General features: G+C 30.6%; 13 protein-coding genes. All 13 read left to right on the top strand.

What is annotated here, in order from left to right; all coding sequences use genetic code 11:
* The first annotated feature begins 95 nt into the window (after nucleotides 1–95).
* The 13 genes from clpX (at nucleotide 96) to BPP43_RS05705 (ending at nucleotide 15,408) form a co-directional block, all read left to right on the top strand.
* Complete coding sequence (gene clpX / locus BPP43_RS05765; protein ID WP_015274430.1) at nucleotides 96–1,766, top strand: ATP-dependent Clp protease ATP-binding subunit ClpX; 1,671 nt, start codon at nucleotides 96–98, stop codon at nucleotides 1,764–1,766.
* 60 nt (nucleotides 1,767–1,826) lie between these two features.
* The gene (locus BPP43_RS05760; RefSeq protein WP_014932538.1) at nucleotides 1,827–2,396 is read left to right on the top strand and encodes an RNA polymerase sigma factor; all 570 of its coding nucleotides are present in this window, start codon (nucleotides 1,827–1,829) and stop codon (nucleotides 2,394–2,396) included.
* The gene (locus BPP43_RS05755; RefSeq protein WP_014932539.1) at nucleotides 2,393–2,734 is read left to right on the top strand and encodes a hypothetical protein; all 342 of its coding nucleotides are present in this window, start codon (nucleotides 2,393–2,395) and stop codon (nucleotides 2,732–2,734) included. The genes BPP43_RS05760 and BPP43_RS05755 overlap by 4 nt, the downstream gene beginning before the upstream one ends.
* Nucleotides 2,735–2,875: 141 nt before the next feature.
* Nucleotides 2,876–5,380 (top strand): ATP-dependent Clp protease ATP-binding subunit, encoded by a 2,505-nt coding sequence (locus BPP43_RS05750; protein WP_014932540.1) that lies wholly within the window; start codon nucleotides 2,876–2,878, stop codon nucleotides 5,378–5,380.
* Between the two features lie 319 nt (nucleotides 5,381–5,699).
* Nucleotides 5,700–7,055, top strand: a complete 1,356-nt coding sequence (locus BPP43_RS05745) for an MATE family efflux transporter (RefSeq protein WP_014935478.1) — start codon at nucleotides 5,700–5,702, stop codon at nucleotides 7,053–7,055.
* Between the two features lie 93 nt (nucleotides 7,056–7,148).
* On the top strand, nucleotides 7,149–7,799 hold the full coding sequence (gene deoC, locus BPP43_RS05740; protein WP_013244733.1) for a deoxyribose-phosphate aldolase: 651 nt from the start codon (nucleotides 7,149–7,151) through the stop codon (nucleotides 7,797–7,799).
* Nucleotides 7,800–7,836: 37 nt separating this feature from the next.
* The gene (locus tag BPP43_RS05735; protein WP_014935479.1) at nucleotides 7,837–8,637 is read left to right on the top strand and encodes a nucleoside phosphorylase; all 801 of its coding nucleotides are present in this window, start codon (nucleotides 7,837–7,839) and stop codon (nucleotides 8,635–8,637) included.
* Nucleotides 8,638–8,645: 8 nt separating this feature from the next.
* Nucleotides 8,646–9,449 carry a nucleoside phosphorylase gene (locus tag BPP43_RS05730; RefSeq protein ID WP_015274429.1) on the top strand — a complete coding sequence of 268 codons (804 nt, stop codon included), beginning with the start codon at nucleotides 8,646–8,648 and terminating at the stop codon, nucleotides 9,447–9,449.
* A gap of 58 nt (nucleotides 9,450–9,507) precedes the next feature.
* On the top strand, nucleotides 9,508–10,578 hold the full coding sequence (locus BPP43_RS05725; protein WP_014932543.1) for a BMP family lipoprotein: 1,071 nt from the start codon (nucleotides 9,508–9,510) through the stop codon (nucleotides 10,576–10,578).
* Nucleotides 10,579–10,639: 61 nt separating this feature from the next.
* Nucleotides 10,640–11,701: a BMP family lipoprotein gene (locus BPP43_RS05720; protein WP_013244737.1), complete on the top strand. Its 1,062-nt coding sequence runs from the start codon at nucleotides 10,640–10,642 to the stop codon at nucleotides 11,699–11,701.
* Between the two features lie 86 nt (nucleotides 11,702–11,787).
* Complete coding sequence (locus tag BPP43_RS05715) at nucleotides 11,788–13,290, top strand: ABC transporter ATP-binding protein (protein WP_258017740.1); 1,503 nt, start codon at nucleotides 11,788–11,790, stop codon at nucleotides 13,288–13,290.
* The gene (locus BPP43_RS05710; RefSeq protein WP_013244739.1) at nucleotides 13,290–14,411 is read left to right on the top strand and encodes an ABC transporter permease; all 1,122 of its coding nucleotides are present in this window, start codon (nucleotides 13,290–13,292) and stop codon (nucleotides 14,409–14,411) included. Before BPP43_RS05715 ends, BPP43_RS05710 begins: the two co-directional genes overlap by 1 nt.
* 43 nt (nucleotides 14,412–14,454) lie before the next feature.
* On the top strand, nucleotides 14,455–15,408 hold the full coding sequence (locus BPP43_RS05705) for an ABC transporter permease (RefSeq protein ID WP_015274428.1): 954 nt from the start codon (nucleotides 14,455–14,457) through the stop codon (nucleotides 15,406–15,408).
* Nucleotides 15,409–15,428 lie beyond the last annotated feature (20 nt).

The following is a 15,428-nucleotide window of genomic DNA, read 5'->3' as shown; positions in this document are numbered from 1 at the left end:
AGGAATATAAAAATAGAGAAGAGGCTTTTAGAGATTATTTTGAAAGCGTAAGTAAAATTGTATATACATTAAACTTAATATCTGATAGAAATGATATGACAAGAAGACTTTCTAATAATATCAATAGAGTATTAGGTTATGATGATGAAACAATTATTAATGATGAAAAAACTGTAAATAACAATAATGATGAGATAGCTATATTAATAGATTCTATAAAAAAAGATTTAAAAAAGATACATACATTTAAACAATATAATTTTAATATAGAAAGATTTATAAATGAGTTTGAATTAAATGATGATGAAAGATTTATTTTATATTGTTTAATTACTTATACGATTTATGGGGATTCTATGTCTGCCATATCTGTAAGAAGAATATTAGAACTCATCACAATGGATGCAGATATTTATATTAACAAGTATCATTATTTCGATAGTAAAAGCAGATTAATGTCAAGCGGCATACTTGTTTTATCTCATGAGCCTTATTCAAGTATTGGTCTTTTAGAGGTATCTAATACTTTAATTACATTTGTTAATTCAAAGATAGTTTTTGCTTTTTTAGAAAAAGAAAGCTATGATTTAATATTAGATATTACAAACAAAGAAAATTATATAGATACAAAATCTAAAAAGAAGATTATAAAAGATCCAAGAATATTAACACCAAAAGAGATAGTTTCCGAGCTTAACAAAACAGTAATAGGTCAAGATGATGCTAAAAAGGCATTATCAGTTCATGCTTATTTACATTGTTTAAGAATAAATGGAAATAAAGATATACCATTTAGGTCAAATATTCTTATGATAGGACCTACTGGTGTTGGTAAAACATATTTAGTAAAAACATTAGCAGATATTTTAGGTCTTCCATTTGCACGTGCAGATGTTACTACGCTTACTGAAACTGGTTATGTTGGAGATGATGTTGAGGTTGTTTTGTATAATCTTTATAAGAAGGCTAATGGCGATTTAGATAAAGCTCAGCATGGTATAGTATTTTTAGATGAGGTAGATAAGATAGCAAAAGCTGATGCACATCAATCTACCACAGGCAACCCTTCGGACAAGGCTGTTCAGGAGGCTTTGCTTTCTATGATGAATGGAGAGGATATTAGAGTGCCTGAGTTTGGCGACAGAAGAATGATGCATTCTAGTGACGGCATTGTTATGAACACTAAGAATATTTTATTTATTTTCGGCGGTGCTTTTGTGGGGCTTGAAGATATTATAAAGATGCGTCTTAAAGGTGAGAGCAGTTTGGGTTTTGGTTCTAATGCGGTTTTAAATAAACTTCAAAAGAATAAAATACTTAGTCAGGTTGATGTGAAAGATGTAGAGAAATATGGTATGATACCAGAGTTTATAGGAAGAATACCAATAATTGTTACTCTAAATGAGCTTACTAAAGATAATCTTAAAGATATATTGCTAAAAACTAAAGAATCACCTATAATAAAATATGTAGATTTCTTTAAAAGCATAGGAAAGAAGCTAATATTAACAGATGATGCTATAAATTATATAGTGGATAAAGCTTCTACTATGAATATGGGAGCAAGGTCATTAAAAAGTATAGTTGAAACTGCTATGGTTAATATACTTTTTAATTTAGATGGTATAAAGGGTAATGCTTTAACTCTAACTAAAAAAGATATAGAGAAAGCATTTGAAGAGAGGGAGGTAGTAATTTCAAGCGATAAAGATTTTGTTAAAAAAACTAATATTGGTTTAAAAGAAGATAAAACTTATATGGCTTGATTTTACTTAAATGTTTAAAGTCTGTTTTATATATGTAAACAGTAATGGAGTTGGCAAATAATGATGACAAAAGAAAAAGAATTATTAAAAGATTATGAATTAATAGAAGCCCACAAGAATGGGGATAATGAAGCTTTGGATATTTTACTTACTAGGTATAAAAATTATATCTTTAATATATCTTATCGCTTTATGCATAACTATGAAGATGCTATGGATTTAACTCAAGATGTTTTAATCCGTGTATATAAAGCTATAGGAAGATATGAAGAGAGAAACTATTTTAAAGGTTGGTTATACAGAATTATTAGCAATACTGCTATTAATATGTATTCTAAGGCTTATAGACGTGAATCTCCTTATCTTGAAAAATTAGAGGTTGTGGACGATAAGAGATATAATACCGAAAAAGAATATGAGAGAGTGTATTTGCAAGAGAAAATATACACAGCTTCTAGCAAATTGAAAGGAAAACAAAGAGATGTATTTATTTTGAGATATTATGAAAATTATTCTTATAAAGAGATAGCTGATATTTTAAATATATCTAGTGATTCTGCTAAGAGTAATTATTCTTATGCTCTCAAAAAAATGAAAACTTTGTTAGAAAAAGAAAGGACTCTTTTATGAAATTACATGAAATGATGCAATTTAAAACTAAAATTGAAAGAAAAAGGAATTATTTCAATTTAAATAACTTGCCAGATGATGAATGGGTTCGCATGTTAAATAGGGCTAAGGTAGAAAGTACTATAGTAAAAAAAGAAAATACTCTTTTTGATTATATGTATACTATGATGTGCTCTAGAAAACTTTCATTTGTATTATCTATGGCTATAATTGCAGCATTGATTTTATCTTTTTTATACACTAACCCTAGTGTTATAAAAAATAGTGAGTTGGATAATATTAATACAGCTTCTACTAATAGAAGAAATGTACCTGTTATTAATGTATCTAGGTTGTAATTTCTTCTAATAGTGATTAAATATAGTAGAATTGTATATATTACTGTAATATGCAATTCTATTTTTTTATAAGCTTAGTTTTTTTATATCCGATAAATATTGAAAAAGAAATATAATATATAAATTTAATAGGAATACAATATGTCTTATCCATTTCGTCTTACTAATAAAGCTATAAGAATATTAGACTTACACTCTGTGGAAGAAGCTAAGAGATTAAATCATGATATGCTTACTCCAGAGCATGTTTTATTAGGAATATTTCATGAAACTGATTCAATAGTTGTGAATGTTTTAAATAAATTAAAAATAGATATAGAAAAAATTAAATTTGATATAGAATCTTCTATGGTAAAATCTACAAGCAACACTAAATTGTTTGGTAAGATACCTCCATCACCACGCATTCAGCATTTAATAAGCAGAGCGGCAGAAGAGGCTAAATCATTAGGAGATAATTGCATAAGCACAGAACATTTACTTCTTGGTATTTTAAAAGAGGAAAATGGAATAGCATATAATGTACTTACTAGCTATAATTTAGATTTAAAAACATTAAGACATGAGATGATGAGAATTAGAGGTAAATCTGGTTCTTCATCAAATATTTCTGAATCTTCTTCTAGCACTATTCAAGAAGATAACACAGCAAGAACTCCTACTTTAGATAAGTTTGCCCGTGATTTAACTAAAATGGCTAGAGAAAAGGCTTTAGATAGAGTGATAGGCAGAGAAAACGAGGTAATGAGAGTTGTACAGATACTTTCAAGGAGAAAGAAAAATAACCCTATACTATTAGGAGAGCCTGGTGTTGGTAAGACTGCTATAGTTGAGGGGTTGGCTGAAAAGATTGTTTCTACTGATGTGCCTGATATATTATTAAAAAAGAGAGTTTTGAGTTTAGATTTATCTTCTGTTGTTGCTGGTACTAAATATAGAGGTGAGTTTGAAGAGAGAATAAAAAACATAGTAATGGAGATAAAGAAAGTTGGCAATATTATAATATTTATAGATGAGCTTCATACTTTAATTGGAGCAGGAGGAGCAGAGGGAGCTTTAGATGCTGCTAATATGCTTAAGCCTGCACTTTCACGCGGAGAGATTCAATGTATTGGTGCAACTACAATTAATGAATATAAAAAATATATAGAAAAAGATGGTGCTTTGGTGAGAAGATTTCAGCCTATAAATGTTGAAGAGCCTTCTATTGAAGATACTATAGAAATATTAAATGGAATAAAATCTAAATATGAAGAGCATCATAAAGTAAAATATACTGATGGGGCTATTTATGCTTCTGCTGTATTAAGTAAAAGATATATATTTGAAAGACATTTACCAGATAAGGCTATAGATTTAATTGATGAGGCAGGTTCGAGAGCAAGACTTATGAATATGGTAAGACCTCAGGAATTAAAAGATTTAGAAAATAAAATAAAAGAGCTTAATCAAGAAAAAGAGACTGTTGTAAAAAATCAGAATTTTGAAGAGGCTGTTAAATTAAGAGATGCTATAAAATCTTTACAAGAGGAATTGGATAAAAAAGAAGCTGAGTGGAGAAGCGAAAGAGACAAAACAGAAACAATTATTAATGAAGATGATATAAGACATGTAATATCAGAAATTACAAATATACCAGTAAAAAGATTATTAGATTCTGAGAGTAAAAGACTTATTGGTATGGAAGATGAACTTCACAGTAAGATAGTAGGTCAGAAAGAGGCTATATCATCTATATCAAAAGCTATAAGAAGAGCAAGAGCCGGATTAAAAAGTACTAAAAAACCGCTTGGAAGTTTTATATTTTTAGGTCCTACTGGTGTTGGTAAGACGGCTTTAGCTAAAGTACTTTCAGAGTTTATGTTTGGAGATAGTGATGCTCTTATAAGAATAGATATGAGTGAGTTTATGGAGAAGTTTGCAGTAAGCAGACTTATTGGAGCTCCTCCTGGATATGTTGGATATGAAGAGGGAGGCGGACTTACAGAGAAGGTGAGAAGAAAACCTTATTCTTTAATACTTTTTGATGAAATAGAAAAAGCTCACCCCGACATCACAAACATACTTTTACAGGTGCTTGAAGAGGGGCAGCTTACAGATAACTTTGGAAGAAAGGTTGATTTCTCTAATACTATAATTATTATAACAAGCAACTTGGGTGCAAGAGATATTGTTAAAGGAACTTCTTTAGGTTTTAATGCCATTGGAAGTGAAAAAGATATTAATGACATGAAAAACTTTGCTATGGAAGAATTGAAGCAGAATTTCAATCCAGAGTTTTTAAACAGAATAGATGATATTATAGTATTCCATACTCTTACAAAAGAAGATTTGAAAGATATTATAGAGATTATGCTTAGAGAGTTGAATGAAGCTATAAAAGATAGAAATATTTTTATAAGTTTAACTGATGATGCAAAAAATTATATAATAGATAAAGGCTTTGACAAGAAATATGGTGCAAGAAGTTTAAGACGTGCTATACAAAAAGAGGTTGAAGATTATATTAGTACGGAGATACTTTTCGGGCATATTGAAGAGGGCGATAATATAAATGTTGATTCTGATGGGCAGTCGCTGCTATTTAATGTTGAAAAGGTAAAGACCTACAGAGAAAATGAGGTAGAAGAGTTATCTAAGAGTTGATTGTTAAGAGCTCCAAATATTAATTTATTTGGGGCTTTTTTATATCATTAATATACACTTTTTGAGACTGTATTGGATATTTGCGAATTTTATAAATAATAAATAAAAATGATGAATTTTTATTTAAAAATACGTTATTATTTTATATATATATTTCTAACATAGAAAGATAAAAATATTTGCACTTTTTGCAACTTTGACGAAGTCCACACAGTGTGCGTCGGGAAAAAGTTGATAATACATTTATAAAAATATATGAATTAATAAAAAATATAATATATTTTTAATTATCAAACTAAAATAATTTTATGAGGTATATATGATTGATAAAAAAATTGATGTGTTTGAGAACTATCCTGTTTATAAGGCATTAATTACATTAGCACTCCCCACAATACTAGGAATGCTTGTGAATGTGTTTTATAATATGGTTGATACTTTTTTTGTAGGCAAAACAAATGACCCTAATCAGGTTGCTGCTGTTTCTTTAACTATGCCTATATATTTAGTGCTTATGTCTTTTGGTTCTATATATGGTATAGGAGGTGCTTCATATATATCCAGATGTTTGGGTTCTAAGAATTATGATAAAGCTAAGAAGGTTTCATCTTTTGTATTTTATGCAAGTGTTGTTACTGGTTTGGTATGTATGATAGTATTTTTTGTGTTTTTAGAAAATATATTAAAATTATCTGGAGCTAGTTCTAATACATATAGTTTTGCTAAGGATTATTTACTTATAGTTGCTATTGGTGCTATATTTGTGGTTTGTCAAATGTCTATGGGGCAGGTTGTGCGTTCTGAGGGAGCTTCTAAGGAGGCTATGTTTGGAATGATGCTTGGTACTGTAATAAATATTATACTTGACCCTATAATGATACTTTATATGAATATGGGAGTTGCGGGTGCTGCTTTGGCTACTATAATAGGAAATGCTTGTTCTTTTTTATATTATACTTTTTATATACTTAAAAAAAGCACTTTTCTTTCTATAAAGATAAAAGATTTTTTAATTAGCAGTGATATATTAAGCAATGTATTTTCTATTGGCTTTCCTGTGTTTATGAACAATGTGCTTATAAGTGTGGCAAATATTTTAATTAACAATTTTGCTTCTAGGTATAATGATAATGTTGTTGCTGGGCTTGGAGTATCTCAAAGGATATTTACGCTTGTACTATTAGTGTTTATAGGTTTGGGTCAAGGGGTACAGCCTTTTATAGGGTATAATTTTGCTTCAAAAAATTATAAGAGAATGAATGCATCTATAAAACTTTCTTGTTTGGTTAGTTTTATTTCTGGTATTTTATTTTTAGTCGTTGCTTTTATATTTTCTAAAGATTTAATTAGGATTTTTATAGATAATGATGAGGTTATAGAGTATGGTTCTAGGTTTTTAATAGCGGCTTATTCTGTAGCACCTTTTATAGGTTTTCAATTTATATTTATGTCTACATTTCAGGCATTAGGAAAAGCTTTGCCTTCTTTGGTGCTTTCTATATGCAGGCAAGGTTTGGCATTTGTTCCTGCTATATATATAGGCACTAAATTTTTTGGCATAAAAGGTATAATATGGTCGCAGCCTATAGCGGATATTGTATCTATATTATTGTCTGCTATAATGTATATTTATATATATAAAAAGGTTAAAAGAAAGTCTATAGACGTTGTATAATTGTTTTTTGTATAAATTTTATATATAATCGAAAAAATAAATTTGACAAAGAGCATAATATTTTATATCCTAATATATAGAGGTATATAAAAAATGGAAAATCTAAATCAATTTATAGATCATACTATATTAAGAGCAGATGCTACAATAGATGATATAAGGAAATTATGTATAGAAGCTAAGGAGCATAATTTTTATTCGGTATGTGTTAATTCTGCTTATGTTAATGTTGCGTACAATTTTCTTTTACATTCAAATGTTAAGGTTTGTTCAGTTGTAGGGTTCCCTCTTGGAGCTATGATTAAAGAGGCTAAGGCTTATGAAACAAAATTTGCTATTGACAGCGGTGCTAATGAAATAGATATGGTAGCAAATATTGGTTTTTTAAAAAGCAAAAAGATAGATTTATTTGAAAGAGATATTAAAAAAGTAAGAGATGCTTGTCATGTTGGAGTACTTAAAGTAATTATAGAAACTTGCCTTTTAACAGATGAAGAGAAGGTGTTAGCTTGTAAGATAGCTAAAGAGTTTGGAGCAGATTTTGTTAAGACTTCCACTGGTTTTTCTACAGGAGGAGCTACAGAGCATGACGTTGAGCTTATGAGAAAAACAGTCGGTGATAAAGTGGGAGTTAAAGCTTCCGGCGGAATCAAAACTTATGAAGATGCTATAAAAATGATAAATGCTGGTGCTAATAGAATAGGTACTAGTAATGGTGTAGCTATAATGAAGTCTTTAAAGTAATTTCTTTAATAAAATAAAAAATCAAGGATTATTATAAATGGAATATAGAGAGCCTAAAGCATTCTATGATGAGGAAGCTTCTAATAAGGGATTATTGCAGTATCATATAAAATTAAAGAAGGGTGATGTTGCAAGATATGTTTTGCTTCCAGGAGACCCTAAAAGAGTTGAGTATATAGCAAGCTTTTTAGATGATGTAGAGTTTAAAGCTGATTACAGAGAATATGTTACAGTTACTGGAAAATATAAAAATGTGCCTGTAAGTGTAACATCAACAGGTATAGGAGGTCCTTCTGCTTCTATAGCTATGGAAGAGCTTATAAAGGTGGGGGCTGATACTTTTATACGTGTTGGTACAGGCGGCGGACTTAGTTTAAAAGTAAAGCCTGGTGATTTAGCTATAGCTCAGGCTGCTATAAAAGATGAGGGTACTTCTTTAGAATATATACCTTTTGAATATCCTGCTATTGCTAATACTGATATAGTCTTTGCTTTGAGAGATGCGGCAAAATCAAAAAATTATAATTATCATATAGGTGTTGTTCATAGTAAAGATTGTTTTTATGGTGAATTAGAGCCTGAGAATTCTTTTTTTAGAGAGAGATTTGAAAATAATCTTAAATATTATACATTATGCGGAGCTATAGTTTCAGAGATGGAATGTGCAGCTCTTTTTTCTTGTGCGGCTATTAGAAATGTGAGGGCCGGCGGAATTATGCATGTTGTAGAAAACACTATGATAGAGAGAATGGGTACACATTTAAACTATTCTTCAAATATAGATAATATGATTTTAACTGCATTAGAAGCTATAGTATTATTAGAAAAGAGAGGGTAATATATTTTATGTCTAATACAAAAAACGCTTTGCCAAAACCTTTTTTTAGAGAAGATGAGAATTTAGTACATCATTTAAAATTAAAAAAAGGTGATGTTGGAAGATATGTTATAATGCCTGGAGACCCTAAAAGATGCGTAAAAATAGCAAAGAGGTTTGATGATGCTAAACTAGTAGCAGATTTTAGAGAATATGTTACTTATACTGGTTATATAAATGGAGTTAAGGTTTCTACTACTTCGCATGGTATAGGAGGACCTTCTACTGCTATAGCATTAGAGGAGCTTATAAAGGTGGGGGCAGACACTTTTATACGTGTTGGTACTTGCGGCGGAATGAATATGAATGTGCTTCCTGGAGATGTTGTAATAGTAAGCGGTGCTATAAAGGTTGGGGGCACTATGAGAAACTATATACCTAATGAGTTTCCTTGCGTACCAAATATAGATGTATTAGATGCTATGATTAATGCTTCAAAAAAAATTAATATAAAAACTCATGCGGGTATTGTTCATTGTAAAGATGCTTTTTATGCACAGCATGCTCCAGAGAGTATGGCCGTTGATAAAGAGCTTTTGTATAAATGGGAATCATATATAAAGGCTGGCTGTTTGGCTTCAGAGATGGAATCGGCTGCACTTTTTGCTGTTGGAGCTTCTAAGGGAGTGAGAACAGGTGCTTCTATGCTTGTGCTTCATAATCAAGAGAGAATAAAAAATGGTATAAACGACCCAAAAAATTATACAGGAGAAGAGGCTATAGATTTAGTGATAGAATCTATTAAAGTTTTGATAGATAATGATAAAAAATAATTTTGGGCTTTAATAAAAATTAAACAATAAATGTTTTACAAAAAAATTAGGAGAAAATATGAAAAAAGTTTTATGCTTATTAATTTATATAGCTCTATTTTTTATATCTTGCATGGGAGAAAAAAAATCTAATGATTTTGAGATAGCTCTTTTGATAGATTTAGGAACTATAGATGATAAATCTTTTAATCAAGGTTCTTGGGAAGGCGTACAAGAATATGCTCAGCAAAATAATGTAAAATATAAATACTATAAAGTTCCAGAGAAGGATATAGATTCTTATCTAAATACTATAGAGCTTGCTGCTAAAGGCGGAGCTAAATTGATTGTTACTCCAGGATATATGTTTGAACCTGCTATTTATAAGGCACAGGATATATACACTAACATTAATTTTATATTGATAGATGGAGTTCCTCAAGACGGTACTTATACTGATTATAAGACAGCTAATAACACAGTATCTATTTTGTATGCTGAGGAGGAGGCAGGATTTTTAGCTGGTTATGCTGCAGTTAAAGAAGGCTACACTAATTTAGGAGTTATGGGAGGAGTTGCTCACCCTGCTGTTGTTAGATTTGGATATGGTTTTGTACAGGGGGCAGAATATGCTGCTAAAGAAATGAATTTAGCTAAAAATAGTATAAATATAATATATACATATGTTGGAAATTATGATGCTACTCCAGAAAATCAAACGCTTGCTACTTCTTGGTATAGAAATGGGGTAGAGATAATATTTGCTCCTGCAGGCGGTGCTGCTTATTCTGTGATGAGTGCTGCTGAACAAAACAACGGCTCTGTTATAGGTGTTGATGTTGATCAAAGCTTTGAATCAAGTTCTGTTATTACTTCTTCTATGAAAAATATTAAGGGTTCTGTTTATGATGCTGTGGCTTCATATTATAATAATAGTTTTGCAGGCGGTAAAAATTTAATTTTAGATGCTAAAGTTAATGGTATAGGGCTTCCTATGGATACTTCAAGATTTAAGAAATTCACTAAAGAAAATTATGATAAAATATATAATGAACTAATAGAAGGCAAAATAAAAATATTAAAAGATACTGACATTGATAGCCCTGATAAATTGCCTTTGAATATAGTAAAAATAAATTATGTTAAATAAATTAATTAAGGCTTTAATAAAAATTAAGCAATAAATATTTTATAAAAGAATAGGAGAAAATATGAAAAAACTTTTATGTTTATTATTTATTTCTGTAATGATATTATCTTGCGGAAGCGGTGGTAAGGGGTATGAATTGGCTTTGATTACTGATGTTGGTACTATAGATGATAGGTCTTTCAATCAGGGAGCTTGGGAAGGTTTGAAGAAATATGCAGAAGAGAAAAAAATTGCTCATAAATATTATCAGCCTGCAGAAAAATCTACAGATGCTTATATAAATGCTATAGATTTAGCTGTTGCTGGTAAGGCTAAAGTTATAGTTACACCTGGATTTTTATTTGAGCCTGCTGTATATAAAGCACAAGATACTCACCCTGATGTAAAATTTATACTTTTAGATGGTGCTCCTCAAGATGGTACTTATACTGATTTTAGAATAGAAAGCAATGTTTATTCTGTATTTTATGCAGAAGAGCAAGCTGGTTTTTTAGCTGGTTATGCTATAGTAAAAGAAGGTTATACTAATTTAGGTGTTATGGCTGGTATGGCTGTGCCTGCTGTTATAAGATTTGGTTATGGTTTTGTACAAGGTGCAGAATATGCAGCTCAGGAATTAGGATTAGCTAGCGGAACTATTAAAATGAATTATACTTATGTTGGTAATTTTAATCCTACTCCAGAAAATCAAACACTTGCTACTTCTTGGTATCAAAGCGGTGTACAAGTAATATTTGCTCCTGCAGGCGGTGCTGGAAACTCTGCTATGGCTGCTGCTGAACAAAATAATGGTCTTGTTATAGGTGTTGATGTTGATCAGAGTGCTGAGTCTAAAACTGTTATTACTTCTGCTGTAAAAATGCTTGGTGGTTCTGTTTATGATGCTATAGATGCTTATTATAATAATAATTTCCCTGGCGGACAATCTGTTGTACTTGATGCTAAAGTTAATGGTATTGGTCTTCCTATGGAAACTTCAAGATTTAAAAACTTTACTAAAGATAATTATGATGCTATATATCAGCAATTAGTTGCTGGAAACATCAAACTTCTTAAAGATACTGATGCTGATTCTGTTAATAAGCTTCCTTTAAATATTGTTAAAGTTAATTTTATACAGTAAAAAAATTATTTTTATATAAAAGGGATACCTTTTGATGAGGTATCCCTATATTTTAGGAGGGATATATTGTGGAATATGTAGTTGAGATGTTAGGAATCACAAAAAAGTTTAAGGGAATAGTAGCTAATGATAATATTACCATACAATTAAAAAAAGGTGAGATACATGCTTTGCTTGGAGAAAACGGTGCTGGCAAATCTACACTTATGAGCGTTCTTTTTGGACTTTATAAACAGGAAGAGGGTATTATTAAAGTTCATGGAAAAGAAGTTAATATTGATAATCCTAATACAGCAAATGCTTTAGGTATTGGTATGGTGCATCAGCATTTTAAGCTTGTTCATAATTTTACGGCTTTAGAAAACATTATGCTTGGGGTGGAAACTGTAAAAAATGGAGTGCTTCAAGTAGATGATGCTAGAAAAAAGGTTATGGAATTAAGTAAGACTTATGGACTTGAAATTTATCCTGATGCTATTATTAGTGATTTGACAGTTGGAATGCAGCAGAGAGTTGAAATATTAAAAATGCTCTATAGAGATAATGAAATACTTATCTTTGATGAGCCTACCGCAGTACTTACTCCTCATGAAATTGAAGAACTTATGAAGATAATGAAGTCTTTAACAAAAGAAGGTAAATCTATACTCTTTATTACTCATAAATTAAATGAAATTAAAGAGGTTGCTGACAGATGTTCTGTGCTTCGTAAAGGAAAATATATTGGGACTATTGATGTAAAAACTACTACAAAAGAAGAGATGTCTGAGATGATGGTTGGAAGGAAGGTCTCTTTAGTAGTAGAAAAAACAGAAGCTAAACCAAAAGATATAATATTATCAGTTAAGGATTTGAATGTTAAATCTCCTCATAGTGAAAAAAATATAGTAAAGAATGTTTCTTTTGATGTGCGTGCTGGAGAGATAGTATGTATTGCTGGTATTGATGGAAATGGTCAAACTGAGCTTATATATGCTTTAACAGGACTTATGGATATGTCTAGCGGAAGTGTTAGTTTGAATGGAAAAGATATTACTAATTTATCTATAAGAAAAAAGACATTAAGCGGCATAGGGCATATTCCTGAAGACAGGCATAAACATGGACTTGTGCTTGATTATACGCTTGCTGAAAATACTATACTTCAAACTTATTTTACTGATAGGTTTCAAAATAAGGGATTTTTAAAATTTAAAGAAATTGAAGATTATGCTAATGGACTTATAAAAAGGTTTGATATAAGAAGTGCGGAAGGTGCTAAAACTTTTGCAAGGAGCATGTCTGGAGGAAATCAGCAGAAAGTAATAATAGCGAGAGAGATAGATAGAAATCCTGATTTACTTATAGCTGTTCAGCCTACTAGGGGATTAGATGTTGGGGCTATTGAATATATACATAAAGAATTAATTGCACAGAGAGATAGCGGTAAGGCTGTTCTTCTTGTATCGTTAGAGCTTGATGAGGTTATGAATTTAAGTGACAGAATACTTGTTATATATGAAGGTGAAATTGTAGCTAATATGTTAAATAAAGATATTACTATTAATGAGTTAGGCTTATATATGGCTGGTTCTAAAAGGAGTGCTTAATGAGCAGTAATTTAAAAGATAAATTTGCGAGTTTTTTAGAGAAAGATGGATTTGTAAATGTATTTTCATCTTTTCTTGCTATTATTATAGGTTTACTTTTAGGTCTTATAATACTTCTAGTTAGTAATGTAAGAGATGCTTTTCCTGCTTTTATAACTATACTTTCTGGAGGTTTTTCTGGAGGAATGAGAGGAATAGGCCAGGTTATATATACAGCTACTCCTTTAATATTAACAGGTCTTTCTGTTGGATTTGCTTTTAAGAATGGTCTTTTTAATATAGGAGCACCTGGTCAATTTATTATAGGTGCTTATGTTGCTGTTTTTATTGCAATTAAATGTACATTTTTACCTCCTGCAATTCATTGGATTATTGCTTTAATTGGTTCTTTTATAGCTGGCGGTTTATGGGCTTATTTGCCTGGACTTCTTAAAGCAAGATTTAATGTTAATGAAGTTATTTCAAGCATTATGATGAATTATATTGGTATGTATCTTGCTAATTATTTAGTTACTTTAACTGTTTATGATATGCTAAAAAATCAATCGCAAAATATTCCTCCTTCAGCTACATTGCCTGGTATGGGTTTAGATGTATTATTTAGAGGCTCTAGTGCTAATGGCGGTTTTTTTGTTGCTGTGATAGTTGTTATTATAGTTTATATAATACTTTCTAAAACTACTTTTGGCTTCGAGCTTAAAGCTTGCGGATTAAACAAAGATGCAAGCAGATATGCAGGTATTAATGAAAAAAGAAATATTATACTTTCTATGGTAATTGCCGGTGCTTTAGCTGGACTTGGAGGCGGGCTTCTTTATTTATCTGGTATTGGTAAGCATATTGAGGTTGTTGATGTGCTTGCTGAAGAGGGTTTTATGGGTATACCTATTGCATTGCTTGGTCTTTCTCACCCTATAGGCGTTTTAATTGCTGGGCTTTTTATTGCTCATATTACCGTTGGCGGATTTTATATGCAGGTTTATGATTTTACACCTGAGATAATAGAGATGATTATTGCTTCTATTATTTATTTTAGTGCTTTTGCTTTGCTTTTTAAATCTATTGTTGGATTTATATCTAAAAAGATAAACAAAAATAGAGAAACAAATGCTAATGATTAAATGCAATTAGTAAAAGATAAAAAAACAAAAAAAGGAGTTTTCAATGGATACAATTTATTTTTTAGTACAGCAGACTATGTTTTTTTCTATTCCTCTTTTACTTGTTGCTTTGGGAGGAATGTTTTCTGAGAGGAGCGGAGTTGTTAATATTGCTCTTGAGGGTATTATGATAATAGGAGCTTTTGCGGGAATATTTTTTATAAGCAGGCTTGGAGCAAATTTCCCTCCTACTATTACATTATTTTTGGCTATGATTATATCTGCTTTAGCAGGAATTATATTTTCTCTTTTTCATGCTTATGCTGCTATTAATATGAGTGCAGATCAGGTTATTAGCGGTACAGCTTTAAATATATTTGCACCTGCTTTTGCTATATATGTTACAAGAGCTATTCAAACTGTTCAGCAAATAAGTTTTGTTAATAATTTTAGAATAGAGTCTGTACCTATACTTGGCAATATTCCTATTATTGGCAATTTATTATTTAAAAATACTTATATAACAACTTATATAGGTTTTATAATATTAGCTTTATCTTGGTTTATGCTTTATAAAACAAGATTCGGTCTTAGACTTAGAAGCTGCGGAGAACACCCTCAGGCTGCTGATTCTGTTGGTATTAATGTTTATAAGATAAGATATATTGGTGTTGCTATATCTGGTGCTTTGGGCGGACTTGGAGGATTAGTATTTGTTATACCTACTTCTACAAACTTTAATGCCACTGTTGCTGGATATGGATTTTTGGCTTTGGCTGTGCTAATATTTGGTCAATGGAAACCTATTAGAATACTTTATGCTGCTTTTTTCTTTGGGCTTATGAAAACACTCGCTTCAGCATATTCTGGTATACCTTTGCTTGCTAATTTGCCTATATCAAACAGCATTTATAAAATGATACCTTATATTGCTACTTTAATTGTGCTTTCATTTACCTCTAAAACTTCTCAAGCCCCTAAAGCTTCTGGTATACCTTATGATAAGAGTATGCGTTAAAAAAAGGTGCTTGAATTAGA

It is taken from the genome of Brachyspira pilosicoli P43/6/78, assembly GCF_000325665.1.
GTDB classification, from domain to species: Bacteria; Spirochaetota; Brachyspiria; order Brachyspirales; family Brachyspiraceae; genus Brachyspira; species Brachyspira pilosicoli.
This window is presented reverse-complemented; position numbering and strand designations above follow the sequence as displayed.

Coding starts and splice junctions, on each gene's coding strand:
- BPP43_RS05720 (WP_013244737.1), top strand. CDS start 10,640: ATGAAAAAACTTTTATGTTTATTATTTATTTCTGTAATGATATTATCT.
- BPP43_RS05735 (WP_014935479.1), top strand. CDS start 7,837: ATGGAATATAGAGAGCCTAAAGCATTCTATGATGAGGAAGCTTCTAAT.
- clpX (WP_015274430.1), top strand. CDS start 96: ATGACAAGAAGACTTTCTAATAATATCAATAGAGTATTAGGTTATGAT.
- BPP43_RS05710 (WP_013244739.1), top strand. CDS start 13,290: ATGAGCAGTAATTTAAAAGATAAATTTGCGAGTTTTTTAGAGAAAGAT.
- BPP43_RS05750 (WP_014932540.1), top strand. CDS start 2,876: ATGTCTTATCCATTTCGTCTTACTAATAAAGCTATAAGAATATTAGAC.
- deoC (WP_013244733.1), top strand. CDS start 7,149: ATGGAAAATCTAAATCAATTTATAGATCATACTATATTAAGAGCAGAT.
- BPP43_RS05760 (WP_014932538.1), top strand. CDS start 1,827: ATGATGACAAAAGAAAAAGAATTATTAAAAGATTATGAATTAATAGAA.
- BPP43_RS05730 (WP_015274429.1), top strand. CDS start 8,646: ATGTCTAATACAAAAAACGCTTTGCCAAAACCTTTTTTTAGAGAAGAT.
- BPP43_RS05755 (WP_014932539.1), top strand. CDS start 2,393: ATGAAATTACATGAAATGATGCAATTTAAAACTAAAATTGAAAGAAAA.
- BPP43_RS05725 (WP_014932543.1), top strand. CDS start 9,508: ATGAAAAAAGTTTTATGCTTATTAATTTATATAGCTCTATTTTTTATA.
- BPP43_RS05715 (WP_258017740.1), top strand. CDS start 11,788: ATGTTAGGAATCACAAAAAAGTTTAAGGGAATAGTAGCTAATGATAAT.
- BPP43_RS05705 (WP_015274428.1), top strand. CDS start 14,455: ATGGATACAATTTATTTTTTAGTACAGCAGACTATGTTTTTTTCTATT.
- BPP43_RS05745 (WP_014935478.1), top strand. CDS start 5,700: ATGATTGATAAAAAAATTGATGTGTTTGAGAACTATCCTGTTTATAAG.